The following is a 24338-nucleotide window of genomic DNA, read 5'->3' on the forward strand; positions in this document are numbered from 1 at the left end:
AGGACCGTCGGCGATCCGTCCCAACATTCGGCACCCTCCGCCCGGTTGCTCCATTGTTCAACGCCGGGTTTGGCCAGCCGGGCAGGCAACAAAAGCCTCTCGACAGCGGGAGATTTCTCACACAACGAAAACAGACTGCAGTAGTGCAGCCTAACCTAATATTCAGCGTCCGTGTCTCGCGAACCAGTCGAGCAGATCGGGGTCGTCCACGGCGCTGCGGTCCACCGTGCGGTCCGCATCCGCACCCTGAAAAATGCGCTTGAGAGGCACCTCGAGTTTCTTGCCGGTCCGGGTGTGGGGGATGCCGGGCGCCTCGATGATGTCGTCGGGCACATGCCGCGGAGAGGCCTGCTCGCGAATCGCGGCACGGATACGCTGCCTCAGCGCGTCGTCGAGTTCCGCCCCCTCCGACAGGACCACGAACAGCGGCATCCAGTATCCGCCGTCCGCCAGATCGACACCGACGACGAGCGCCTCGGCGACCTCGGGGAGCTTTTCCACCACCTGGTAGATGTCGGCGCTACCCATCCGAATTCCATTGCGGTTCAATGTGGAATCGGACCTTCCGTGCATCAGTACGGTCCCGCGATCGGTGATCGTGATCCAGTCCCCGTGCCGCCACACTCCCGGAAACACATCGAAATACGCTTCGCGGTAACGCTTTCCGTCCGGATCGTTCCAGAACGACACCGGCATGGACGGCATCGGCGCCGTCACGACCAGTTCACCGACCTCGCCTCGCACCGGTTGCCCCGACTCGTCGAACGCGTCGACGGCGACACCCAGGCACGGGGCGGACAGCTCCCCCGGCCAGACCGGGACATTCCGCGCTCCCCCGACGAACGCCGACACCACGTCGGTCCCACCGGTGATCGACACGACGGGAACGCGGCGACCGACGTTCTCGGACAACCACAGTGACGACGCCGCGGGCAGCGTAGACCCGGTCACCCCCACCGCCCGGAGTGCGCTCAGATCATGCTCGCGCACAGGGACCACACCTGCCTTGTCGCACGCGAGAACATAGCCGGGACTGGTGCCGACCACGGTCACACCCAGCCGTGACACCAAGGCCCACAACGCATCCGGCGTCGGATAGGACGGACTTCCGTCGTAGCAGACGATGGTGGCCCCCACCAGCAGTCCCGCCGTCTGGAAGTTCCACATCATCCAACTGGGACTGGTGTACCAGAAGAGGGTGTCGTCGCGGCCGACGTCGAGTTGGAGCGCGAGCGACTTCACGTGTTCGAGGAGAACACCACCGTGACCGTGCACGATGCCCTTCGGCAGGCCCGTGGTTCCCGAGGAGAACACCACCCACAACGGGTGGTCGAACGGGACGGCGACGGACTCGAGTGCGGCGTCCCGGCCGGTGGCCTCCGCCCAGGTGAGAGTGCCGTCGACGACGGCGTCCGGATCGAGGTGCGGCACGACCACCGTGAGAGCCGGCGACGACAATCCGCTGCGCAGGTCGGCCGACGCCGCGAGCCGATCGTGTTCCTTGCCCCCGAACCGGTAGCCGTCCGCGGTGATCAGCGCTTTCGGTTCCAGTTGACCCAGTCGATCGAGCGCGGCCGGCGCGGAGTAGTCCTGTCCGCACGCAGCCCACACGGCACCGAGCGACGCCGTCGCGAGGAACGCGACGACGGCCTCGGGAATGTTGGGGAGATAACCGACGACCCGGTCACCGACCCCGACTCCGTGCTCGCGGAGAGTCGCGGCAAGGCCCGCCACCGCGGACCGCAACTCGTCCCACCCGACGGAGATGTCGGTAGCGCCCTCACCCGCGTACAGGATCGCCGGTGTTCCGGGGCGGGCGTTCCGGAAGACGTGGTCGACGTAGTTGAGCGTCGCCCCGGGGAACCAGACGGCGCCCGGCATCGCACCGTCCACGAGGGCGGGTCCGGGGTCGGTGGCGGACCGGATCTCGAAGTAGTCCCACACGTCCTGCCAGAACGCCGCCGGATCGGCGACCGACCAACGCCACAGCGCCCGGTAGTCGTCGACTCGGACGCTGTGACGCCGTGAGACGAACCGGGCGAAATCGGTGACGACCGCGTCGCGCACGTCGGACTCGGTGGGCACCCATTGCGGATCGGCAGTCATGGGCACCATCTTCCCCGAGAGCGCGTCCGTTCCGCGCTCTTTCGCCGCCTACTGCGGGGACTCGGACGTGCTCTTCCCCATCGAACCGACCTGGGAGCGGCGCAGGATCGCCGCGGCGTGACGCAGGACCGGCGCGTCCACCATCTTTCCCTCGAACGCGAAGACTCCCCGTTCGTCGGCGACGGCGGCGAGAACCCGCGTCGCCCAGTCGACGTCCTTGTCGGACGGCGCGTACGCCTCCCGGATCACCGCGACCTGGCTGGGATGGATGCCGACCTTGATGTCGAATCCGACGGCGACGGCGTCGACTGCTTCGGTGCGCAACCCGTCGAGGTCCTTGATGTCGAGATAGACGGAATCCAGGGCGAGCCGGTGATACGCCTTGGCGGCCAGCAGTGTCGACGACCGCACGTGGGTGGCGACGTCACGGTAGCTGCCGTCCTCGCGGCGACTGGAGTTGCCGCCCATCGCCGCCACGAGATCCTCGGCGCCCCACATCACGCCGATCGTGCTCGCCGCCAGCGCGATCTCGCTCACCGCGAGCGCACCGAGCGGCGACTCGACGAGGGCGATCACCTCACGCGGCGCCAGCGACAGCACCTGGTCGGCGGACTCGCACTTGGCCAGCATCAGCCTCGTGTAGCGGGTGCCGTCGAGTGCCAGCAGATCGCGCTCGTGGTCCTCGGTCCCGACCGGATTGACCCGCACCACCGTGCGATCCGGATCCAGCGGGGTGTCGATCAGGGCGACCCGCGCCGCTTCCTTGTCCGCGGGCGCCACCCCGTCCTCGAGGTCGAGGATCACGACGTCGGCTGCCGCAGCCGCCTTCGCATACCGTTCGGGCCGGTCGGCCGGGCAGAACAGCCAGGCGGGCCCGGGCAGTTCCCAGCTCATGACGGCCTCTTCTGGACGAGGGTCTTGCGGACCGCGATCGCCACCACGTCGCCGTTCTGGTTGCGGCCGGTGTGCTCGAGGGTGACGATGCCCTCGCCGGGCCTGCTCTTCGACTCGCGCTTGTCCGCGATCTTCGTCTCCGCGTACAGCGTGTCGCCGTGGAACAACGGCTTCGGGAAACTGATCTCCGAGAACCCCAGGTTCGCGACGATGGTCCCCTGCGTCAGTTGCGCCACCGACAACCCGACCAGCGTCGAGAGGGTGAACATCGAGTTGACGAGGCGCTCACCGAATTGGGTGTTCTCGCTGTACGCGGCGTCCAGGTGCAGTGCCTGGGTGTTCATCGTCTGCGTCGTGAAGAGCACGTTGTCGGCCTCGGTGACGGTCCGGCCGGGCCGGTGCTCGTACACCGCTCCCAGCTCGAACTCCTCGAACCACAGACCCCGCTGAACGATTCGCTTCGGTTCGGTCGTGGCGGTCACAGGCCTGCCTCCCGCGCGATCAGCATCAGCTGCACCTCGGTGGTGCCCTCGCCGATCTCCAGGATCTTGCTGTCGCGGTAGTGCCGGGCCACGGTGTACTCGTTCATGAATCCGTAGCCGCCGTGGATCTGGGTGGCGTCGCGGGCGTTGTCCATCGCGGCCTCGGAGGCGACGAGCTTCGCGATGGCGGCCTGCTTCTTGAACGGCTTGCCGGACAACATCCGGGCGGCGGCGTCGTAGTACGCCGTGCGCGCGGTGTGGGCGCGCGCCTCCATGCGGGCGATCTTGAACGCGATGGCCTGGTTGTGTCCGATGGGCCGTCCGAACGCCTCCCGTTCCTTGGCGTACTTGACCGACTCGTCGACGCATCCCTGGGCGGCGCCGACGCTGAGCGCGGCGATGGCGATGCGTCCCTCGTCGAGGATCCGCAGGAAGTTCGCGTACCCGCGGCCACGCTCGCCGAGCAGATTCTCCTCGGGAACGCGCACGTCCGAGAACGTGAGCGGGTGGGTGTCGGAGGCGTTCCAGCCGACCTTGTTGTACGCCGGCTCGGCAGTGAAGCCCGGCGTCGATGTCGGCACGAGGATGGTGGAGATCTCCTTCTTGCCGTCCTTCGTACCGGTCACCGCGGTGACGGTGACGAGCTTGGTGATGTCGGTGCCGGAGTTGGTGATGAACTGCTTGTTGCCGTTGATGATCCATTCACCGCTGTCGAACTTCGCGGTGGTCTTCGTCCCGCCGGCATCGCTTCCGGCGCCCGGCTCGGTGAGCCCGAACGCGGCCAGGCTCCTGCCGCTCGTCAGCTGCGGCAGCCACTCCTGCTTCTGCTCCTCGTTGCCGAACCGGTAGATCGGCATCGCACCCAGCGACACGCCGGCTTCCAGGGTGATCGCGACACTCTGGTCGACCTTGCCCAGTTCTTCGAGTGCCAGGCAGAGGGCGAAGTAGTCGCCGCCCATCCCGCCGTACTCCTCGGGGAACGGCAGGCCGAACAGGCCCATGTCGGCCATCCCCGACACCACCTCGTACGGGAAGGTGTGGTTGGCGTCGTGTTCCGCCGCGACCGGTGCCACCACGTTCTTGGCGAAATCTGCGACGGTCTTCGCCAACTGCTGGTACTCGTCGGGAAGCTGGCCGGTGGCAAGGAATTCGGTCATGACGGATCTTCTTTCGTGTCGGTGGTGTCAATGTGCGGGGTGACTCGTGCGAGCAGCTGGTCGACCATCACCTGGTCACCGGGTGCGACGAGGATGTCGACGACGCCGTCGACGGGGGCGGTGAGCGAGTGCTCCATCTTCATCGCCTCGACCACGACGAGCGTCTGGCCTGCGGTGACGTGGGCGCCCGCCTCGGCGCCGACGGCGATGACGGATCCGGGCATGGGGCTGGTGATCTCGGCCTCGCCGGCATGGACGTCGCCGGTGCGGACACTGAGTTCACGGACCTCACGCAGCATCGTCGTGCCGTCGGAACCGGCGAGCCAGATGTGCCCGTCGGTCTGGGCGACCCGGTAGGTTTCGCGTCTGCCGTCGATCACCACGGAGAGGGTGGTTCCGTCGAGCGCCGCCGTCAGGGACAGGGTGTCGCCGTCCTCGACCTGCGCGGTGGCCTCGACCGGACTGCCGGTGATCCGCACGTGGTCGGTGCGGGTGGCAGAGGACAACCGAATGCTGGTGGGTGCGGGAACCCCGACCCGCCAGCCGCTGGGAACGTCCCACGGATCGGCCTGTGCCCGCTCGGGCCAGCGCTGCAACCAGCGGAAAGCAGCAGCGGCGATCAGGGCGGCATCGGTGGCCTCCGCCGCGGCGAAGTCCTCGAGCCGTCGGTCGAGCAGACCGGTGTCGAGGTTGCCGGCCACCACGTCGGGATCGGCGAGCAGGAAGCGCGCGAACTCGATGTTGGTGACCACTCCCAGCACACCGGTGCCGGCCAGCGCCCGGTCCAGCTTCCGCAGCGCGCCGGCGCGGTCGTCGGCGTGGGCGATGACCTTCGCCAGCATCGGGTCGTAATCGCTGCCGACCACCGTGCCGGGCTGCAGCCCGGAGTCGACGCGGACACCGGGGCCGGCGGGTTCGACAACGTCAGCCACGAGTCCACCGGTGGGGAGGAATCCGCGACTCGGGTCCTCGGCGTAGACGCGGGCTTCGATGGCGTGACCAGTGAGGGTGATGTCGTCCTGGGTGAAGCCGAGACGCTCACCGGCGGCCACTCGCACCTGCCACTCGACGAGGTCCAGGCCCGTCACGAGTTCGGTGACCGGGTGCTCGACCTGCAGCCGGGTGTTCATCTCCATGAAGAAGAACTCGTCGGGCTTGTCGGCGGAGACGATGAACTCGACCGTTCCCGCTCCGGAGTAGTCGACGCTGCGCGCCGTGTTGCAGGCGGCCTCGCCGATCCGGGCGCGTGTCGCCTCGTCCAGCAGCGGCGACGGCGCTTCCTCGATGACCTTCTGGTGGCGACGCTGCAGGCTGCATTCGCGCTCGCCGAGGTGGACGACGTTCCCGTGTCCGTCCGCGAGGATCTGCACCTCGATGTGCCGGGGTCGCAGCACGAATCGCTCGAGGAAGAGTGTGTCGTCACCGAACGCCGACGCCGCTTCACGCCGCGCGCTGCGCAGTGCCTCGGCGAGTGCGCCCGGCTCCTCCACCAGACGCATGCCCTTGCCGCCGCCGCCTGCCGACGGCTTGACGAGGACGGGGTACCCGATGTCCTCGGCGGCCGCGATCAGTTCGTCGTCGGACAGGCCGGGGCGGGCGATGCCGGGGACGACGGGCACGTCGAACTTCGCCACCGCGTTCTTGGCGGTGATCTTGTCGCCCATCACCTCGATGGCGTGAGCGGACGGACCGAGGAACGCGATCCCCGCGTCCGCGCAGGCCCCGGCGAACTTGGAGTTCTCCGAGAGGAACCCGTAACCGGGATGGATCGCCTGCGCGCCGGTGGCCTGCGCAGCCGCGATCACTTTCTCGATGACGAGGTAACTCTCCCGCGCCGCGGCGGGACCGAGCAGCACCGCGGTGTCGGCCTCGCGGACGTGCCGCGCGTCGCGGTCCGCCTCGCTGAACACGGCGACGGAGCGGATTCCCATGGCCCGCAGTGTGCGGATCACGCGCACCGCGATCTCGCCGCGGTTGGCTACCAGGACGGTATCTATCCGAGTCATTTCAGTCATTCCACTCACATCCGGAAAACGCCGTAGGAGACCGGCTCGACCGGTGCGTTCGCACACACCGAGAGCGCCAGTCCGAGAACAGTTCTGGTATCGGCGGGGTCGATGATGCCGTCGTCCCACAGCCTGGCCGTCGAGTAGTACGGATTGCCCTGCGCCTCGTACTGTTCGCGGATCGGTGCCTTGAACGCTTCTTCGTCCTCGGCCGACCACGGGTTGCCCGCGCTGTCGAGTTGCTCGCTGCGCACCGTCGACAGCACCGACGCCGCCTGCTCTCCGCCCATCACGGAAATCCGGGCGTTCGGCCACATCCACAGGAACCGCGGCGAGTACGCCCGCCCGCACATCGAGTAGTTGCCCGCACCGTAGGAGCCGCCGATCACGACGGTCAGCTTGGGAACCCGGGCGCACGCCACCGCGGTCACCATCTTGGCGCCGTGCTTGGCGATGCCGCCCGCCTCGTAGTCGCGACCGACCATGAAACCGGCGATGTTCTGCAGGAACAGAAGCGGAATCTTGCGCTTGTCGCACAGTTCGATGAAATGCGCGCCTTTCATCGCGGACTCGGCGAACAGCACGCCGTTGTTGGCGACGATGCCGACCGGGTGGCCCTCGACGTGCGCGAAACCGGTGACCAGGGTCTTGCCGTACTCCGCCTTGAACTCCTGAAACTCGGCGCCATCCACGATCCGGTCGATGACCTCGTGGACGTCGTACGGGGTGCGCGGGTCGGTGGGGACCACGTCGTAGAGGTCGGTCTGCGGCGACGACGCGGGGACGGCGCTGATCACATCCCACGGCCGCTCGGCACGCGGGCCGAGGGTCGCGACGATGTTCCGCACGATCCGCAACGCGTCCTGGTCGTCCTCCGCGAGGTGGTCGGTGACGCCGGAGACCTTCGAGTGCAGGTCGCCGCCGCCGAGTTCCTCCGCTGTCACGACCTCACCGGTGGCAGCCTTCACCAGCGGCGGACCGCCCAGGAAGATGGTGCCCTGGTTGCGGACGATGACGGCCTCGTCGCTCATCGCGGGCACATAGGCGCCGCCGGCGGTGCAGGAGCCGAGGACCGCCGCGATCTGCGGGATGCCCTGCGCGCTCATCGTTGCCTGGTTGTAGAAGATGCGGCCGAAGTGCTCGCGGTCCGGGAACACCTCGTCCTGCCGCGGCAGGAACGCGCCGCCGGAGTCGACGAGGTAGATGCACGGCAGCTGGTTCTGCAGCGCGATCTCCTGCGCCCGCAGGTGCTTCTTCACCGTCATCGGGTAGTAGGTGCCGCCCTTGACGGTCGCGTCGTTGGCGACGATCACGCATTCCCGGCCGGACACCCGGCCGATGCCGGCGATGACGCCCGCTCCGGGGCACTCGTCGCCGTACAGGCCGTTCGCCGCGAGCGGGGAGATCTCGAGAAACGGGCTGCCGGGGTCGAGCAGCGTGTCCACTCGATCGCGGGGCAGGAGCTTGCCTCGGCTGACGTGCCGCTCGCGCGACTTCTCGCTGCCGCCGAGCGCGGCCACGGCCAGCCTCGACTTCAGCTCGTCCACCAATTTCGTGTGCCCTGCCCGGTAGCCCTCCCGTGCAGTGGTTCCGCTCAGTGCCATCCTGCCGCCTTCTCGTCTTGACGCCCGTGCCGAGTGAGTTAATACTCGATAACTGAATCTAAGATAACTGTGATTAACTGAGTTGTCCAGACCACATCCGAGAAAGAGCAAGGCGATGACCACAGACGTCGACGGCGCCGAAGCGCCGATCACGCGCCGCGAGCAGATGAAAGCGGATCGTCGCCGCCAACTGCTCGAGGCCGCCGCCCGCCTCATCGCCGAACGGGGCTTCCTCGGCGTCCGCCTCGAGGACCTCGGTTCCGCAGCGGGAATCAGCGGCCCCGCCGTCTACCGGCACTTCCCCAACAAGGACGCCGTGCTCGTCGAACTGCTCGTCGGGATCAGCACGCGACTACTCGAGGGCGGGTCGCTCGTCGTCGCGGAGGCCGCCTCCCCGGAAGCGGCCCTGGAGGGTCTGATCGACTTCCACCTGGACTTCGCGCTCGGGGAACCCGACCTCATTCGCATCCAGGACCGAGACCTGGAGAGCCTGCCCGCCGAGGCCCGCCGGGAGGTCCGGCAGACGCAGCGGCGCTACGTGGAGATCTGGGTGAAGGTGCTTCTGCAAGTGGACACGTCACTGGACGAGACGGACGCCCGCACCAAGGCGCACGCCACGTTCGGGCTCATCAACTCGACCCCGCACAGCGCCGATCCCACCACCCCCTCGCGCACCCGGAAAGTGCTGCGCGACATGACGCTTCTCTGCCTGCGCCCGTGAGTACTTGTTAACCGCCCGCGGTTAACAAGTACTCACGGGCGGCGAAGCCGCAGAAGGGCCCCGCCCTGACCGGACGGGGCCCTTCTCGCGACGGTGCGATTTGGCGCGCCTACACCCTGTTCTTGCTCGTCATCGAGGTGTATCCCAGGGTCAGCACGGCCGCTACGGCGATGCTGATGATCCACCGGACCCAGTCGATTCCGCCGGTGTCCCCCTTGTCGAGGAGCCCCTCCCACACCCAGTACCCGATCAGCGCGCCGATGATGCCGAGCACGACGGTGATGACCCACCCCATCGCCTGCTTTCCCGGAATCACGAGACGCGCCAGAACGCCGATGACCGCACCGAAGATGATGGTGCCGATGATGTTGCCGACCATGGCCCTTGTCCTCTCAACACGCAATTCATGGTGCGAGCGGAAGGTCACCGCTCATTTCGAACATAACCACCTGGACACCCGTTCGACAGGGCTTCGGCAAATCGTTGCCAAAAGGTTCATGCGGCGTACCGCTGTGAACCCCCTCGGTTCAGCGAATGCCCTGTCGTCGCAGGGCAACGGACACCGCCGCGGCGCGGGTGTCGACACCTGAGTTTCGCGTAGATGTGGGCGAGATGGGTCTTGACCGTCGCCTCGCTGATGAAGAGGGCTTTTCCGAGTTCCTTGTTGGTCATGCCCTTGGCCAGCAGAGTCAGCAGTTCGGCCTCCCGCGGCGTGAGAGCTTCCTCGGGGCGCTGCATCTGCTGCAGTAGCCGTGACGCGACGGGCGGCGACAGCACACTCTGCCCGGCGGCCGCGCCGCGCACGGCCGCGAAGATCTCCTGGGGTGTCGAATCCTTCAGGAGGTATCCGATGGCACCGGCGTCGATGGCGCGCACCACGTCGGCATCCGTGTCGTAGGTCGTGAACACCAGCACCGGCAGGGCCGGATCGACCTGCCGGATGCGGCGAATGGCCTCGACCCCGTCGATACCGGCGCCCAGGGCGAGATCCATCGTCACGAATTGCGGGCGGCAAGTACTCACGGCGTCGACCGCCTCCTCCCCCGTGCCCGCCTCGGCGATCACCTCGATGTCCGGCTGCGAGTCGAGAAGCGCTCGCAGCCCGGCACGAACGACCACATGGTCGTCGACCAACAGCACGGTCACTCTCGTCATGCCGCGGTTCCTCTCGCGCACGGTATCTGAGCGGCCACCACGGTGCCCTCGCCCAGTGCGCTCTCGACGGTGAACGTGCCGCCCAATTGCTCGACGCGACTGCGCATCGCGCGCAGGCCGTATCCGCCGCGCGCCGAGGGAGATCCGGCGGGCGCGGGGTCGAAACCGGCGCCGTCGTCGAAGATGTCGAGGGCGACGGCGTCCGGAAGGTACGTCAACGTGACACCCACCGTCTCGGCGTGGGCGTGCCGCGCGATGTTGGACACCGCGCTCTGGGTGATCCGCAGCAGAGCGTGCGTCACCTCCGCCGGAATCGCGATCGGAGTGCCCACGATCCGGAGCTCCGCCCGCGGGTGGTGGGTACGCGCGGCGGCGAGCAGTGCGGCGTCGAGTGGCTGGGATTCCAGATTGGGCGCCGCGAGATGGTGCACGAGACTGCGGGTTTCCGCCAGGTTCTCGCGCAACGTTCCGGTCGCCACGCGGACGTCCTCACGTGCCCGTTCCTCCGTCCGCGGATCTGCCTGCGCCCAGATCTGCTCGGCCGCCTCGAGCCGGAGCAGGCTGCTGGTCAGCCCCTGCGTCACGGTGTCGTGGATCTCGCGGGCCAGTCGTTCACGTTCGGCGAGCACCCCCGCCTCCCGCTCGGTTTCCGCGAGCCGGGACCGGGTCTCCGCCACCTGGCGGAGCAGTCGCACCCGTTCCCGGCCGTCCCGCTCGATCTGGCTGTACGCCATGACGATCAGCGCCCCGGTGCACAGCGGTCCCACCAGCACGGCCCACTCGGTGCGGCCGGAGAAGGTGAAAAACGCCACCGAGGTGGGGACGGCGAGAACCCCGACGACCGGGTACGCGATCCGGCTCGGGTACGCCCGCGTGCACAGGAAGAAAAGGGGAAACGCGCACCAGGCGAAACTCGGCGCGAGCCAGACGAGCACTGCCCACGTCGTCAGGACCGGCCATACCCACGGTTCCCACACGCCTCCCCGCCGTGCGACAACGGCGGTGACCGTGTACAACGCGGCAAGCGCCGCGATCAACGCGACCACCACGATGAACCGTCCGCTCACTCCGTGGTAGGTCAGATATCACGCCGTCGACGTCGCGAGAAGGACGTAGAACGACACATGGATGGCGGTAGCGAGCGGGCCGCGCAGACCCGCGCCGTCCGGCCTGTCCACTCCGTCCACAGGTGTCGTCACGTCGAGTGATCCTACGGATGTGCCGTAGTTCGCGGATCCACCGTTCGGATGATCTGCCGGGACCGGACGGATGAGTTCGGGAGCGCCGTCGGCCCGATGCGGTCACCGGCACCGCCGGGCCAGGCTGGTCACGTCAGCTCGTCACTTCCCGAAAGGCCTTCCGATGCGCACCTTCCACCGCCTGCCCCGCGTTCTGGCGATCACCGTCCCGCTCGCCGCGATCGTCGCCACCTCGGCGTGCGGCACGTCCGCGTCCGACGAGGCGAGTCCGACGTCCACTCCGCTCGCGACCGCCGCCGCGCCTGCCCCGATCGACGGTGCGGACGGCGTGGTGAGCCAGAACCGTCTCGGTATCGGCACAGCGCAGGCCGCCGCGCAGGCGGCGCTCGCGAAGTGCCAGGCCGACGGGCTCGGCTTCGTCACCGTGTCGGTGGTCGATCGTGCCGGCAACGTGCGGGCCATGTTGCGCGGGGACAATGCCGCTCAGCACACCGTGGAGGCGGCCCACCAGAAGGCGTACACCGCTGCCGCGTTCGGCGCGAACACCAGCGATCTGAGCGAACGGGCCAAGGGCGACGGCGCGACGGCCGCCGACCTTCCCGGCACCTTGTTCCTCGCCGGCGGGGTGAGCGTGAAGTCGGCCGGCGGGTCGATCGCGGGTATCGGCGTGGGCGGCGCGCCCGACGGAATGCGGGATCAGGCGTGCGCGGCCGCCGGGCTCGACGCGATCGCCGGGGCGCTGGGGTGAAGAGCCGCCCCGTGTCGACGCCCGGACTGGAACGCGCGCTGTAGGGACTGAACGAGATTCTCGCGCTCACCCCCGTCGCGACGTTGTTGCGGACCAGGTGACGAGGCGGGTCAGGTGCGCCCGATCAGGTCGAGGGACTGCTCGCGCATCTCGACCTTGCGCACCTTGCCCGTCACCGTCATCGGGAACTCGTCGACGACGTGCACGTACTTCGGGATCTTGTAGTGGGCGAGCTTCCCGGTGCAGAATTCGCGCACCTTCGCCGCGTCCAGGGGTTCGGTACCGTGCTTCATCCGCACCCACACCATCAGTTCCTCGCCGTACTTCGCGTCCGGCACCCCGATGACCTGGGCGTCGAGGATGTCCGGATGCGTGTACAGGAACTCCTCGATCTCGCGGGGATAGACGTTCTCGCCGCCGCGGATGACCATGTCCTTGATCCGCCCGGTGATCGCGACGTAGCCGTCGGAATCCATCACACCGATGTCGCCGGTGTGCATCCATCGCCCGGCGTCGATCGCTTCGGCGGTCTTCTCCGGGTTGTTCCAGTACCCGAGCATCACCGAGTATCCCCGGGTGCAGAGTTCACCCGGCGTGCCCCGCGGAACGGTCAACCCCGTTGCCGGATCGACGATCTTGACCTCGAGGTGCGGGCCGACCCGGCCGACCGTCGACACGCGCTGATCGATCGTGTCGTCCGACCGGGTCTGCAACGACACCGGCGACGTCTCGGTCATGCCGTAACAGATGGAGACCTCGGCCATCCCCATCTGTTCGATGACCTGCTTCATCACCTCCACCGGGCAGGGTGATCCGGCCATGATTCCGGTCCGCAGGCTCGACAGGTCGAACGATGCGAAGTCCGGTTCGGCGAGTTCGGCGATGAACATCGTCGGCACCCCGTACAGCGACGTGCACTTCTCCGCTTCGACGGCCTGCAGCGTGGCTTTCGGGTCGAAGGAGGGCCCCGGAATGACCATGGTCGCGCCGTGACTCGTGCACGCCAGGTTGCCCATCACCATGCCGAAGCAGTGGTAGAACGGCACCGGGATGCAGACGCGGTCGTTCTCCGTGTAGTGGCACAGCTCGCCGACGAAGTATCCGTTGTTCAGGATGTTGTGGTGGCTGAGCGTCGCGCCCTTGGGGAATCCGGTTGTCCCCGAGGTGTATTGGATATTGATCGGGTCGTCGGAGGACAGGGCCGCCTGCGCGGCAGGCAGCAGAGACGGGTCGGCGGCCTGCGCAGCCATGCCGTCCGACGCCAGCCGGCTCCACTCGGCACTGCCGAGGAGCACCACCATCTCGAGGTCGGGGCACTGCGGCCGGACCTCCTCGATCATGGCCGCGTAGTCGGAGAACTTGAATTCGGGCGCCGACACCAGCAGGCGGATACCGGCCTGATCGAGCACATACTTCAACTCGTGCGCCCGGTAGGCGGGGTTGATATTGACGAGCACGGCGCCGATCTTGGCCGTCGCGAACTGGATCAGGGTCCACTCCGGGCAGTTCGGCGCCCAGATCCCCACCCGGTCGCCCTTCCCGATACCCCGCTTCAGCAACCCCACCGCCACGGCGTCGACGTCCCGCCTCAGCTCCGCGTACGTCCACCGCCGCCCCGAGGGCCGGTCGACCAGGGCGTCACGATCGGCGTGGGCTGCCACCGTCCTGTCGAAGTTGTCTCCGATGGTGTCGCCGAGCATCGGGGCGTCCCACACGCCGTTGGTATAGCTGGGAAGCGGGGTTGTCATCACTCTTCCTCTCCAGGAGCCCGTTCGGGCACCTACGGGACGGGCGGACCCGAAGGCCCTTCCGCGGTCGAACTTACTCTTGGTTGATGTGATCCAGGGCATACTGCACGGCGAGGGGCGCCGGTATCTGTGCAAAGTCCGGACACCCCTCGCCGGCTCTGTCAGAGCGCGTCGTCTTTCGTTTCCACCAGGGCCTTCGTGCACAGCAGGCTGACCACGCCGAGGACCGCGAGCATGACGCCGATCGCGGCGCTGCCGTACGCGGACGCCAGGGGTGCGGCGATCAGCGGCGGCACGGCGCCGCCGAGCACGCCGGCGAGGTTGTAGCCGAGGCCGGCGCCGGTGTAGCGGTAGCGCGTCTGGAACATTTCCGGAAGCAGAGCCCCGCAGGGGCCGTAGGCGATTCCGAAGATGGCGAGCGTGACCATCACGCCGATCGTGAACGCCACAGGTGAACCGGTGTCGAGCAGCGGGAACAGCGCGAGCGCCCACACGACGGCCAGTCCGCAGGAGATCATGATGACCCGCCGACGCCCGATCCGGTCCGAGTACAGAGCGGAGACGACGATCGTGAGTCCGAAGACCACGGCCGAGACGATCCCGACCGTCAGCACGAACGGGCGGCTGAACCCGAGGGTCTTGGTGCCGTAGCTGGTGAGAAACGCTGTGCCCATGTAGAAGAACGCGAACAGTGTGGCGAGAGCGCCGGCCGAGAGGAGGATCTCCTTGGTCTGGTACCGCCAGGCGTCCATCAGCGGGAGGGTCCGCGGGGTCGCGTCGGCACGGTCGGCCTGCTGGGCCGCGCGGAACACCGGCGTCTCCTCGATCGCCAGCCGCATGTAGAGGCCGATGCCGACCAGGACGGCACTGAACAGGAAGGGGATCCGCCACCCGTATTCGAGGAAAACCTCGTTGGTGTCGCCGAGCAGGGTGCCGGTGACGAGGAACGTGGCGCTGGAGAGGATGAAGGCCACTGCGGGGCCGAGTTGCGGGAACATCGCGTAGAGGCCGCGCTTGCCCGGGGGTGCGTATTCCGCCGTCAGCAGCGTGGCGCCCGCCCACTCGCCGCCGACCGCGAATCCCTGACCGAAACGCAGCAGCACCAGCAGGATCGGGGCCGCGACCCCGATCGTCTCGGCACCGGGCAGCAGGCCGATCAGGAACGTCGAGACACCCATCAGGATGAGCGTGGAGATCAGAGTCTTCTTACGTCCGATCCGGTCACCGTAGTGGCCGAACAGCATGGCACCCACGGGCCTGGCGACGAACGCGACGGCGAAGGTCGCGAAGGAGGCGACGGTGCCGGCGGTGGAGCCGAGCGCGGGAAAGAACACCTTGGGGAACACCAGGGCTGCGGCGGTGCCGTAGATGAAGAAGTCGTAGAACTCGATGGTCGTGCCGATGCCGCTGGCGACGGCCACCTTGCGGACGCTGGTACCGCCCTGGCGCACCGGTGTGGGGGCGTGGGGGGCGCCCGCACCCGAGTTGGAGACTGTGGTCACTCGATTCCTCCGTGGTCCGTGGGGAACACCCTGGTGGGCGTATCCCGGATGAGAGGAAAAGTAGTGATCCGGCTCACTGTGCCACCACCCCCGGATAGGGGGGTGGTGACGCGTGTCACGTCACTCGGCGGTGCCGGACGCGCCGAGCAGCTCCTTGCGGAGTTCGGTCCACACGGTGGCGTACGAGTCGATCACGGGTTCCGAGATCCACTTCGACTCCCCCGCCGCGACTTTCGCGAGAGCGTCGGCGAACAGGTCCTGGTAGCGGGACAACCGGGGTACGAACGCCGACAGGTCGTCGAACACGACCGCCGCCCGGCGGTCCAAGTCGGCCAGCTGATCGGCGTCGGCCGAATCGATCAGTCCGACGAACTCCTCGTGGAACGGCACGAAGCTCTCGTACACCTCCGCGATGGAGTCCTCGTCGATGGACACCCGCTCGGCGTCGAGCTGATCCTCGAGCTCCGAGTGTCCGGCCTCGGTGAGCCCGATCCGGCCGTCCGACACTTCCTGCGCCTTGCCCTGGGTCAGCAGCGCGTCGTAGGCGGCCTGCGCGGACGCGGCGCTCACACCGAGATGCTCGGCCAGAACGGCCGCGCTGACCTGCTCTTTCAACCGGACCGCCTGCAGCAGGGCCAACTCGTCCACATTGCCAGCGAAGGCCATAGATCTCTCCTCGTCACACCCCGTCCAGGGCGGTTCTCCGCAGGCCCGGTCGGACCTGCCGCCCTTTAGATAACACGACTACAGTTCGAGGATCTCCGAGGGCGCGGGAATCTGCCTGTGCGACCGATCGGACAGCTACCGACGAGTAGCCGTCAGCGACAGGGTCGTCCCTCGCCAAGATGTCAAGCATTCGTCGAGCGAACTGACGATCTCGTGCACCAACTCCACCCGACCCCGACGTACCATAGGCCTGTTAGCGCGGGGTGTGCCCCGTGAGTGGCGGCTCGATCACCAGCGGATCGTCCGCAGCCGGTGGTCCGTAGACGCCGCCGTTCCTCGTCCCGTTCGCCTGACCCAGGTCGTCCGGTCGTGGCACGTTCACGGCACCCCTCTGCTCCAGGTACTGCTGCGACTGGCACGTCCAGTCCAGGGCGGGCTGACTCGGTTCCGCGTCGGTCACCAGACGGCGCGGGGCGTCGTAGACGCACATCGGTCCCTGCGTTCCGACCAGGAGTAGGTCGGCGAGTCCGCCCTTCTCGATCGACGCGATCTTCGGCAGCGCGCCGGGCATGATCGTCAGGCCGTAGTCGAGGGAGGGTGTGCGGTCACCGACGATCTGGGTGGGGAGAACCAGATTCGCCATCAGCGCACCCAGTGAGTCCCGATTTCCGGACAGCAACGCGTCCAGGCTCGCCATCGTCTGCGGCGAGCGTCCGAGCAGGTCGACGAGGGCGGAATCGTGGGCCCGCAATTGCTCGAGGACGTTCCGCGCCGTACTCGCCGATTCCGGCAGAGCCGCGGTGAGACCGTCCGCCGTGTCCAGGAGCGGCATGCCCTTGTTCACGATGGTCGACAGTGCGTCGGTGCGGGTTTCGAGTGTCCGGGCGATGTCGGCGGAACCGTCGAGCAGGTTCTGCAGGTCCGGTCCCGTGCCCCCGAAGGCGGTGCCGAACGTGTCGGCCAGCGAGGACAGAGCGATGACGTCCATCGAGTTCACGAGGTCCGTGGTCTCGACGAGGGTCGCGTCGAGCGAGCGCGGGATTCCCTCCTCCGGAACCTCGACGACGTCTCCGTCCGCGAGGTACGGCGGGTCCGCGCCGTCGGGCATGATGTCGAGCGCCTGGATGCCGATCGCGTTCTCGGTGGTGATCTTCGCGGTCGAACCGGCCGGCACCTGCGTACCGGGATGCAGTTCGATGCCGAGGACGACGCCCGTCCCTTCGGGGTTCACGTCGACGGAGCTGATCGTGCCCACTCCGACGCCGCGATAGTTGACGGACGCTCCCTGGGCGAGGCCCGCGGCGTGGTCGAGCCGGGCACTCAGGTGAATGGGAGTTCCGAACGTATCCGGGCCGGCGACGTACCGCAGCCCGAACAGAATCGCGGCGATCGAGATCACGAGGAACAGGACCAGCTGCGCCACCACGTGACGTGTCATCATCGGACGCCTCCGCCGAGTACCTCGGGCAGCGTGCGGGCTTCCGGCACCTCGAGCGGAGCCGATCCGGTGAGCAGCTTGGCGATGACGGCGGTGACGTCGAACGTTCCGTCGAACGTCGTGTAATCGCCGGGTGTGGCCGCGGCGAATCCACCCAGGAACGTCGCCACCGAATTCAGTGTCGGCGCGAGTTGCGACTCGAACCCGTCGAGCGCCGTGAGTACGGCCCCCGCGTCGCTGATCTCGGCCGACAATTCGGATCCGGCGCTGCCGAGGACGTGCTGCGCCTCGCGGCTGAGACGGGACGCCTCCCCCATCAGCGCGACGATCTGATCTCGTTGCGACACCAGGAAATCCACCGCCGGCGCCAGGCCGGTCATCGCCCGGTCGAGGATCGGTTGCCCGGCAGCGAGTTCCGCTGCGAAGGCATTGGACGCCACCATCGCCCGGTCGAGTTCGTCCCTATGGTCGTCGACGACCCCCAGCGTGTCGTTCAGCATGTCCACCAGTTCCCGGACCTTGTCCGAGCGGCCCGTGAAGGCGACGGTCAATTCGTTCATGATGGCGTGCATCTGGTCGATGCCGCTGCCGTTCAGCACGGTGGCCAGCGCGGCCAGACCGCTCTCGATGTCGGGACCGCGCGACGTCCGATCCAGTGGGATGGTGTCGCCCTCGCTCATCGGCGCGCCCGCCGAGTCCCCGACGTCGAGCCGGACGAAGGGATTGCCGAGGGCCGTGGGCAATTCGATCCGGGCCGTCGCATCCTGCGGTATCGGGACGTCGTCGCGGATCCGCATCTCGATCCGAGCGGTGAAGTCCCGGGTCGACACGTCCGAGACGCGGCCCACCACCTCCTGGCCCACCCGGACCTCGGCGCCCGGGACGACGCGATCGACTCCGTCGAACTGCGCGGAGATCTGATACGACGGACCTTCCGGCGAACGGCCCACCGACAGATCCTGCAGGCTCAGCGAACACCCTGCGGCGGGCAGCGTCACACCGACGATCAGTGCCGCCGTCAGCGACTTCGTTCTCGTCCGGATCGTCATCGTCCTCCGACCATGAGTTCGCGCAGCCCGAACGGGTCGGACATGCTGGGCGGAAACTGAATCGGGTTGGTGATTCCCGCTCCTCGGCAGAGGATCGGATCGACCACCGCGCAGAGCGGGGACGCCGGCTCGGCTTGCGCCAGGTTCGTGGAGATGTTCAGTCTGATGCGGGCACGCTGGTCCGGAGTGACCGCACGCTGGATGTTGTCGATCAGCAAGGGCACCAGGTCCATGATCTCGGCGAGGTCGGTGTCGTGCCTCTGCAGCACCTGGCTCACGCCCGCGAGGTTGTCGATGCCGGCGGCGACGTCGCCGCCCCTGGCGGACACGAGTTGGTCGATCTGGTTCAGGAGCGCGGACAACTGGTTCACCGTGTCGCCGATCGCGAACTTCTGGCCGGCGAACTCGTCCCCGATCGCGGTGAGCGAACCGGCCAGTGAATCGACCTGCGCCTGACGAGACGAGATCGTGTTCACGAGTACCTCGAGGTTGTCGACGAGCGCGCCGACGTCCGCGCTGTTGCCTGCGATCACCGAACTCGCCTGCGACAGTGTGCGGATGGCGTCGTTCATCGCGGGACCGAGGCCGTCCGTCGACGCGGCGGCAGCGGAGATCGCGGCGCCGGCGTCGCCTCCGTCCGGGCCGAGCGCCTTGACGACGGTGTCGACGCTGTCCATCAGCTGGTCCCAGGTGATGGGCGAATGACTGCGTTCGGGTGGAATGGTCTGCCCACTCTCGAACACCGGGCCGCCGGCATACGCGGGACCGAGTTCGACGAAGCGCTCACCGATCGCGGACGTCACCAGCACGTACGCGTTCGCGTCCGCGGGGAGCACGACGTCCGACGCGACGGACATCGTGACCATCACGGTCGCGCCTCTCGGCTCGACCGCCTCGACGGTGCCGACCGGAACCCCGAGTACCGAGACCGTGGTGCCGGGGAACACGCCGTTGACGTAGCCGAATTCGGAATGCACGACAGTGAACGACGTGCGGAAAATAAGCAGCCAGCCGGCCACGACGACCACCACCACGAGGGCCAGCACGCCGCCGATCCCCGCGGCCCGGCGCGCGATGCCCGCGTTCACGAGCACCCCGTGATCAGCCCGACGACGCAGAGCAGGTTGTCGGCGATCACGGCCGACGGCGCCGAGACGTCGGCCCAGTCGCCGGTTCCGGTCGCGTTCACGAGTGCCCTCGCGGCCGGTGCCCCCGTGGTCAGGAGCGCGTCGAGGTTCGCGAGGTTCGCCTGCAACCGGTCCGTCACCTGCCTCGCGTTCGCGAGCAGTGAATCCAGCTCGGCGGTGTTCTCACCCAGGAACTGGGATGCCTGTGCGACGAGCGCCTGGAGATCGTCGACCATCTGGCGGATGGCCGCACGCCGGGTGGCGAGCGTGTTCATCACGACGTCCGCATTACCGAGCAGGGTGGTGAGCTGATCCTGCTGACCGACCAGCACGTCCGTGAGGGTCCGCGAGCTGTCGAGCAGCTGCGTCACCTGGTCGGCGTTCTTCGCCAGGATCGCGGACGCCGCACTCACACCCGCCAGAGCCTCCCGGTTCAGGTTCGCGTCCTGCGGCAACGTCTCCGTCACGACAGCGAGCATCTTCTGCAGTCCCCCGAGGTCGAGTTCGTCCGCCGTCTCGATCGCGGACGACCCGATGTCGTCGAGCGAGTACGGGACGCCGGTGCGGCGTAGTGGAATCACCCCGTCGTCCCCCAGGTCTCCCGGCCCCGACGGCGCCACGTCCAGATATCGCTTGCCGAGGATGGTCGACAGCTTCACTCCCGCGGACGTCGTCGATCCGAGGTGACGCTCACCGTCGAGCCGGAAGTGCACGACCACGTGATCGCCCGCCAGGTCCACTGCGGTCACCCGGCCGGCGGGGACACCCGCCACGTACACGTAGTCCGAATCGGTCAGGCCCGCAGCGTTCGCGAGTTCGGCCGTGTAACCGTCGGTCCGCACCGCGAAGCTCACCCGCGGGATCACCAGAACCAGCGCCAGCGCCAGCGTTGCCGCGAGGATTCCGGCGATCCCGACGATCAGCGGGTTGACGGGCCGCACTCGCTGATTTCCGGCCAGCGAGTCCCAGACGTCGCGCACCTCCTCGGTGACACTCATTGGCAGTACCTCGAATGCAGGTCGGGGCCGAGGACACCTTCGCGACCGTCGACGTTGACGATGAAGGTGCACAGGTAGATGTTGAGCCACGAGCCGTACGAGCCCGAGCGGTCGACGGACGAGAAGAACTCCGGCATGGCCACCATCAGGTGATCGAATTCCGGGTTGGCGCCCAGCATCGCCCCCGTCAGCGAATCGAGCTGTTCCACGGTGCGGCTGAGCTCCTGGACGCGGCCGTCCACGATCTGCAGCGCCGAGCGGCTCACCGCCGCACTCTGATCGAGGGTGTCCATGAGCACCTCGTTGTTCTCGGCGAGCATTCCGGTGAACTGGGTGAGGCTGTCGACGAGGTGGGACAGCTCGGGACCCCGCGCCGCCGCCGTGCCCACCACCACCTCGAGGTTTCGGATGAGATCACCGATCAGCTGATCGTGATTCGCCAGGTTGCCGGTGACGTCCGCCACCCGGCGCAGCAGAGTTTCCATGCTCGTCTTCCTGCCGTCGAACACGGCGACGACTTCGGTGGCGAGTGCGTTGACCTGTTTCGGGTCGATGGCGTCGAACAGTGGCTTGAATCCGTTGAAGAGACTGGTGAGATCGAGCGCGGGCGACGTTCGGTCGAGCGGGATCGTGTCGCCCTCCTCGAGCGTGCCCTGGCCCGACGGCCCGGCCGCGAGATCGAGATACCGGACCCCCAGCAGGTCGCCGTATCGGATGGCGACGGTGGTGTCGGCGGGAAGTACCTGATCGCGCTGCACCTCGAAGTCCACCAGGGCGGTGGCACTTCCGGCGTCGCCGTCGACGATGTCGATCGAATCGACGCGTCCCACCCGCACGCCGGCGATGGTGACGTCGCTGCCGGGAGTGACCCCCTGGGCGTCGGTGAACAACGCCGTGTACGTCACGGTGTGCCCCTCGACCGGCACTCGCAGAGTGTTCACCACGAGCACTGCCGAGAGGATGCCGAGGACGGCGAAGATCGCCAGTTTGATTGCCGAGTTCCGGACGCTCATCCTCCGCCACCTCCCCCGCAGTTCGGTCCGTCCACGCCGGGATACCGCGGGCAGTCGGCCGACGTGTAGGGCCGCGGGTTGGACAGGTCCGCGGCAACGCGGACCGCGAACTTGCCGGTGGAGAAGACGGCGGCGCCGGCCTCGCCGAACGGGCCTGCCTCGTCGAGGGTGGCCCGCAGCAGATCGGACTTGCTGGCCATGGTGCCCAGGGTCGGCGAGACGTTCAGGGCCACCGCGATCATGTTGTCCGCGTTCTGTTCCAGGACGTCGCCGGAGTTCCTCGACACGACGAGTGACGCGGCGAGGAAACCGGTGAAGCTGTCGGTGTTCTCGACGAGAGTGCTCGACAGGGACACCGCCGCGTCCATGGTGGCGAGGACGTCCGGTGCGGCCGCGGCCAGCTGCTCACTGATCCGGGCGATCTGCGGCGCCCGCTCCGCGACCGACTCGACGAGAGGCGCGGTCGACGTCGCCACCGTGTGGAGGCTGTCGATGGTGTGCCCCAACTGCTCGCCGCGGCCACGCAACGCGTCCGCGACGGCGCTGAGTGCGGCCTGCATCTGCTCGGGCTTCACCCGCGACAGCATGTCGTAGACCTTCGAGTACAGGTCGTACATCTCGACGGTCTCGGCCGAGGTGTCGGGTTGCAGCCGCGCGCCGGCCTCGAGTCGGGCGCCGCCGGTTCCGGCGGTCGACACCAGCTCTACGGTCTGGTCACCGAACAGCGTGCGGGGCACGACCCGCACCTGCACGGACGCCGGGATGTGACGCATCTGTTCCGGGCGGAGACTGATGTCCATGCCGGTCTCGTTCATTCCGGGGTCGACACTCGACACGGTCCCCACGGTCGCCCCCTTGTAGGACACCGTGGTGTGCGACTTCACGGCACCGGCGTCGGCCGGAAGCGTCGCTGTCACCACCGGATCGGTGACGATCGCACCGGTGCCGAAACCGACCAGCAATGCCGATCCCAGGATCAGGACGGCCACTCCGATCACCCCCCGCACGGCGAGTGCGCCGTTGCCCGGACCCCCCGGACGGCCGCGCATCACGGCAACCCCAGTGCGGGGGCGGACGGGACGAGGCCCCACAGCGAGAGCGTCAGGAGCAGGTCGACGATGCCGATGGCGAGGATGCTGGTACGCAAGGCGCGTCCGGCCGCACGGCCGACGCCCTCGGGGCCGCCGTACGCGTGGTACCCGTACGAGCAATGGACGAGCGCGATGATCGTCGCGAACACGACAGCCTTGACGAAGGAGTACACGACGTCGGTGGGGGTGAGCATGAGATGGAAGTAGTAGTCGTAGGTTCCGGCCGACTGCCCGCCGAATGTGACGATCACCAGCCGCGAAGCCAGGTACGACGACAGCAGGCCGACGATGTACAACGGGATCACACAGATCAGGCACGAGACGAGTCGTGTGCTCGCGAGGAACGGCAGCGACCGGATCGCCATCGCATCCAGCGCACTGATCTCCTCCGAGATTCGCATGGCGCCGAGCTGGGCGGTGAACCCGGTTCCGACCTTCGCCGCGAGCGCGATGCTGGCGATCACGGGCGCCAGTTCGCGGGTGTTGAGGATCGCCGACAGGAGTCCGGACAGGGATCCCATACCGAGCAGGTCCAGTCCGCGCAGCCCCTCGATGCCCACCTGCGTCGCGGCGACGGCGGACATCGCAAAGACGACGCCGATCGCGCCGCCGCCGGCGAGCAGCGTGGCACCGCCGAAACTGATGTCGCCGATCTGACGCATGATGTGCCGCCAGTACTTGACGATCGCGAGGGGAACTCCGGCGATCACACTGCCGTAGAACGTGAATTCGCGGCCCAGCCCCGTCATCAGGTCGAGGGGCTGGCGGGCCCGGGTCCGCACCCAGTGCCCGGCGGGCCATCTGGCACTCACGACCATCAGTAACCACCTACCGGGACGACGAGAACGGAATAGAGCTGACTGAGCACCGTGTTGACGATGAAGACCAGGATGAAGGCCAGGACGACGGCCTCGTTGACGGCGTCGGCGACACCGCTGGGTCCGCCCTTGGCGTGCAGCCCCTTGAAACTGGCGACGAGCGCCGATGTCACCGCGAACGCCATCGATTTGACGAGGGCGACCACGAAATCCGACAACCGCGTGTACTGGGACAGTGCGGTGAGAAAGCTTCCCGCCGAACTGTTCTGGACGACCACCTGGAAGAGGAAGCAGGCCGACACTCCGACGGCGGCGACCATCGCGCACAGTGCGACGCCGACGATCACCGCCGCGAGCACTCGCGGGACGACGAGCCGCTCGATCACGTTGAGCCCGAGGACCTCCATGGCCTCGACCTCTTCGCGGATCGTCCGCGAGCCGAGGTCGGCGCAGATCGCGGACCCTCCGACCCCGGCCAGCATCAGCGCGCATACCAGGGCGGACGCCTGCCCGACGATCACGAACCCCACGACCGCCCCGGTGTACCCCTCGGCGCCGAGCTGACCGGCGAGGCTACCGATCGTGACCGCGATGAGGACTCCGATGGGGATCATCAACAGCAGGGCGGGCGCCGACGTGACCGACGCGATCCGCCAGGCCTGGTCCAGCAGTTCCCGCCAGGCCAGCTTGCGCCGCACCAGAACTCGCACCGCGGCCACCGTAGTCGCGATCGAGAATCCGATGAGTGCGCCGACTTCGTTGGCGAAATGACTCACGGGCCCTTTGGCGGGTGGCAACTCGAATGTCACGCGGTCC

General features: G+C 67.7%; 20 protein-coding genes and 2 pseudogenes. 2 read left to right on the forward strand and 20 right to left on the reverse strand.

Annotation, left to right across the window (positions count from 1 at the left end):
• Positions 1-162: 162 nt before the first annotated feature.
• Genes GO592_RS19115 through GO592_RS19140 form a run of 6 tightly spaced genes read right to left on the reverse strand, consistent with a single transcriptional unit; the run spans position 163 to position 8249 of the window.
• A complete protein-coding gene (locus GO592_RS19115; RefSeq protein WP_202714923.1) occupies positions 163-2106 on the reverse strand; it encodes an acetoacetate--CoA ligase in 1944 nt (647 codons plus the stop codon).
• A gap of 48 nt (positions 2107-2154) precedes the next feature.
• On the reverse strand, positions 2155-3000 hold the full coding sequence (locus GO592_RS19120; RefSeq protein ID WP_172650381.1) for an HpcH/HpaI aldolase/citrate lyase family protein: 846 nt from the start codon (positions 2998-3000) through the stop codon (positions 2155-2157).
• A complete protein-coding gene (locus GO592_RS19125) occupies positions 2997-3482 on the reverse strand; it encodes a MaoC family dehydratase (protein WP_172650380.1) in 486 nt (161 codons plus the stop codon). Before GO592_RS19125 ends, GO592_RS19120 begins: the two co-directional genes overlap by 4 nt.
• Complete coding sequence (locus GO592_RS19130) at positions 3479-4639, reverse strand: acyl-CoA dehydrogenase family protein (RefSeq protein ID WP_144286037.1); 1161 nt, start codon at positions 4637-4639, stop codon at positions 3479-3481. The genes GO592_RS19125 and GO592_RS19130 overlap by 4 nt, the downstream gene beginning before the upstream one ends.
• A complete protein-coding gene (locus GO592_RS19135; protein ID WP_172652238.1) occupies positions 4636-6645 on the reverse strand; it encodes an acetyl/propionyl/methylcrotonyl-CoA carboxylase subunit alpha in 2010 nt (669 codons plus the stop codon). Before GO592_RS19135 ends, GO592_RS19130 begins: the two co-directional genes overlap by 4 nt.
• Before the next feature lie 14 nt (positions 6646-6659).
• Positions 6660-8249 carry a carboxyl transferase domain-containing protein gene (locus GO592_RS19140; RefSeq protein ID WP_172650379.1) on the reverse strand — a complete coding sequence of 530 codons (1590 nt, stop codon included), beginning with the start codon at positions 8247-8249 and terminating at the stop codon, positions 6660-6662.
• A 115-nt stretch (positions 8250-8364) separates the two neighbouring features.
• Here GO592_RS19140 and GO592_RS19145 point away from each other — a divergent pair, with 115 nt between their 5' ends.
• On the forward strand, positions 8365-8970 hold the full coding sequence (locus GO592_RS19145) for an SACE_7040 family transcriptional regulator (RefSeq protein WP_005253821.1): 606 nt from the start codon (positions 8365-8367) through the stop codon (positions 8968-8970).
• Positions 8971-9079: 109 nt separating this feature from the next.
• Here GO592_RS19145 and GO592_RS19150 read toward each other — a convergent pair whose 3' ends face one another.
• From GO592_RS19150 to GO592_RS19160, 3 genes and pseudogenes are all read right to left on the reverse strand, one after another.
• Positions 9080-9349, reverse strand: a complete 270-nt coding sequence (locus GO592_RS19150) for a GlsB/YeaQ/YmgE family stress response membrane protein (protein ID WP_172650378.1) — start codon at positions 9347-9349, stop codon at positions 9080-9082.
• Between the two features lie 148 nt (positions 9350-9497).
• Positions 9498-10125, reverse strand: a pseudogene (locus GO592_RS19155) (response regulator).
• Positions 10122-11324: pseudogene (locus tag GO592_RS19160) on the reverse strand (sensor histidine kinase). The pseudogenes GO592_RS19155 and GO592_RS19160 overlap by 4 nt, the downstream one beginning before the upstream one ends.
• Positions 11325-11487: 163 nt before the next feature.
• Between GO592_RS19160 and GO592_RS19165 the strand changes: the two are divergent.
• On the forward strand, positions 11488-12072 hold the full coding sequence (locus tag GO592_RS19165; RefSeq protein ID WP_202714924.1) for a GlcG/HbpS family heme-binding protein: 585 nt from the start codon (positions 11488-11490) through the stop codon (positions 12070-12072).
• Between the two features lie 110 nt (positions 12073-12182).
• On the opposite strand, the gene GO592_RS19170 is transcribed toward GO592_RS19165, so the two are convergent.
• From GO592_RS19170 to GO592_RS19220, 11 genes are all read right to left on the reverse strand, one after another.
• Positions 12183-13820, reverse strand: coding sequence for an AMP-binding protein (locus GO592_RS19170; RefSeq protein WP_172650376.1), 1638 nt, complete (start codon positions 13818-13820; stop codon positions 12183-12185).
• 161 nt (positions 13821-13981) lie between these two features.
• On the reverse strand, positions 13982-15322 hold the full coding sequence (locus tag GO592_RS19175; RefSeq protein ID WP_443218432.1) for an MFS transporter: 1341 nt from the start codon (positions 15320-15322) through the stop codon (positions 13982-13984).
• Between the two features lie 120 nt (positions 15323-15442).
• A complete protein-coding gene (locus GO592_RS19180; protein ID WP_202714925.1) occupies positions 15443-15988 on the reverse strand; it encodes a hypothetical protein in 546 nt (181 codons plus the stop codon).
• Between the two features lie 253 nt (positions 15989-16241).
• A complete protein-coding gene (locus GO592_RS19185) occupies positions 16242-17429 on the reverse strand; it encodes an MlaD family protein (RefSeq protein WP_202714926.1) in 1188 nt (395 codons plus the stop codon).
• Entirely contained in the window at positions 17426-18475 is a 1050-nt protein-coding gene (locus tag GO592_RS19190; protein WP_202714927.1) for an MCE family protein, read from the reverse strand. Before GO592_RS19190 ends, GO592_RS19185 begins: the two co-directional genes overlap by 4 nt.
• Entirely contained in the window at positions 18472-19569 is a 1098-nt protein-coding gene (locus tag GO592_RS19195) for an MCE family protein (protein ID WP_202714928.1), read from the reverse strand. Before GO592_RS19195 ends, GO592_RS19190 begins: the two co-directional genes overlap by 4 nt.
• Complete coding sequence (locus GO592_RS19200; protein ID WP_202714929.1) at positions 19560-20600, reverse strand: MCE family protein; 1041 nt, start codon at positions 20598-20600, stop codon at positions 19560-19562. Before GO592_RS19200 ends, GO592_RS19195 begins: the two co-directional genes overlap by 10 nt.
• Positions 20597-21613 (reverse strand): MCE family protein, encoded by a 1017-nt coding sequence (locus GO592_RS19205; protein ID WP_202714930.1) that lies wholly within the window; start codon positions 21611-21613, stop codon positions 20597-20599. The genes GO592_RS19200 and GO592_RS19205 overlap by 4 nt, the downstream gene beginning before the upstream one ends.
• The gene (locus tag GO592_RS19210) at positions 21610-22662 is read right to left on the reverse strand and encodes an MCE family protein (protein WP_202714931.1); all 1053 of its coding nucleotides are present in this window, start codon (positions 22660-22662) and stop codon (positions 21610-21612) included. The genes GO592_RS19205 and GO592_RS19210 overlap by 4 nt, the downstream gene beginning before the upstream one ends.
• A complete protein-coding gene (locus GO592_RS19215) occupies positions 22662-23522 on the reverse strand; it encodes an MlaE family ABC transporter permease (protein ID WP_144286051.1) in 861 nt (286 codons plus the stop codon). Before GO592_RS19215 ends, GO592_RS19210 begins: the two co-directional genes overlap by 1 nt.
• The gene (locus GO592_RS19220; protein WP_202714932.1) at positions 23522-24331 is read right to left on the reverse strand and encodes an MlaE family ABC transporter permease; all 810 of its coding nucleotides are present in this window, start codon (positions 24329-24331) and stop codon (positions 23522-23524) included. Before GO592_RS19220 ends, GO592_RS19215 begins: the two co-directional genes overlap by 1 nt.
• Between the last annotated feature and the right edge of the window lie 7 nt (positions 24332-24338).

The organism is Rhodococcus sp. 21391, assembly GCF_016772255.1.
Lineage (GTDB): Bacteria > Actinomycetota > Actinomycetes > Mycobacteriales > Mycobacteriaceae > Rhodococcus_F > Rhodococcus_F opacus.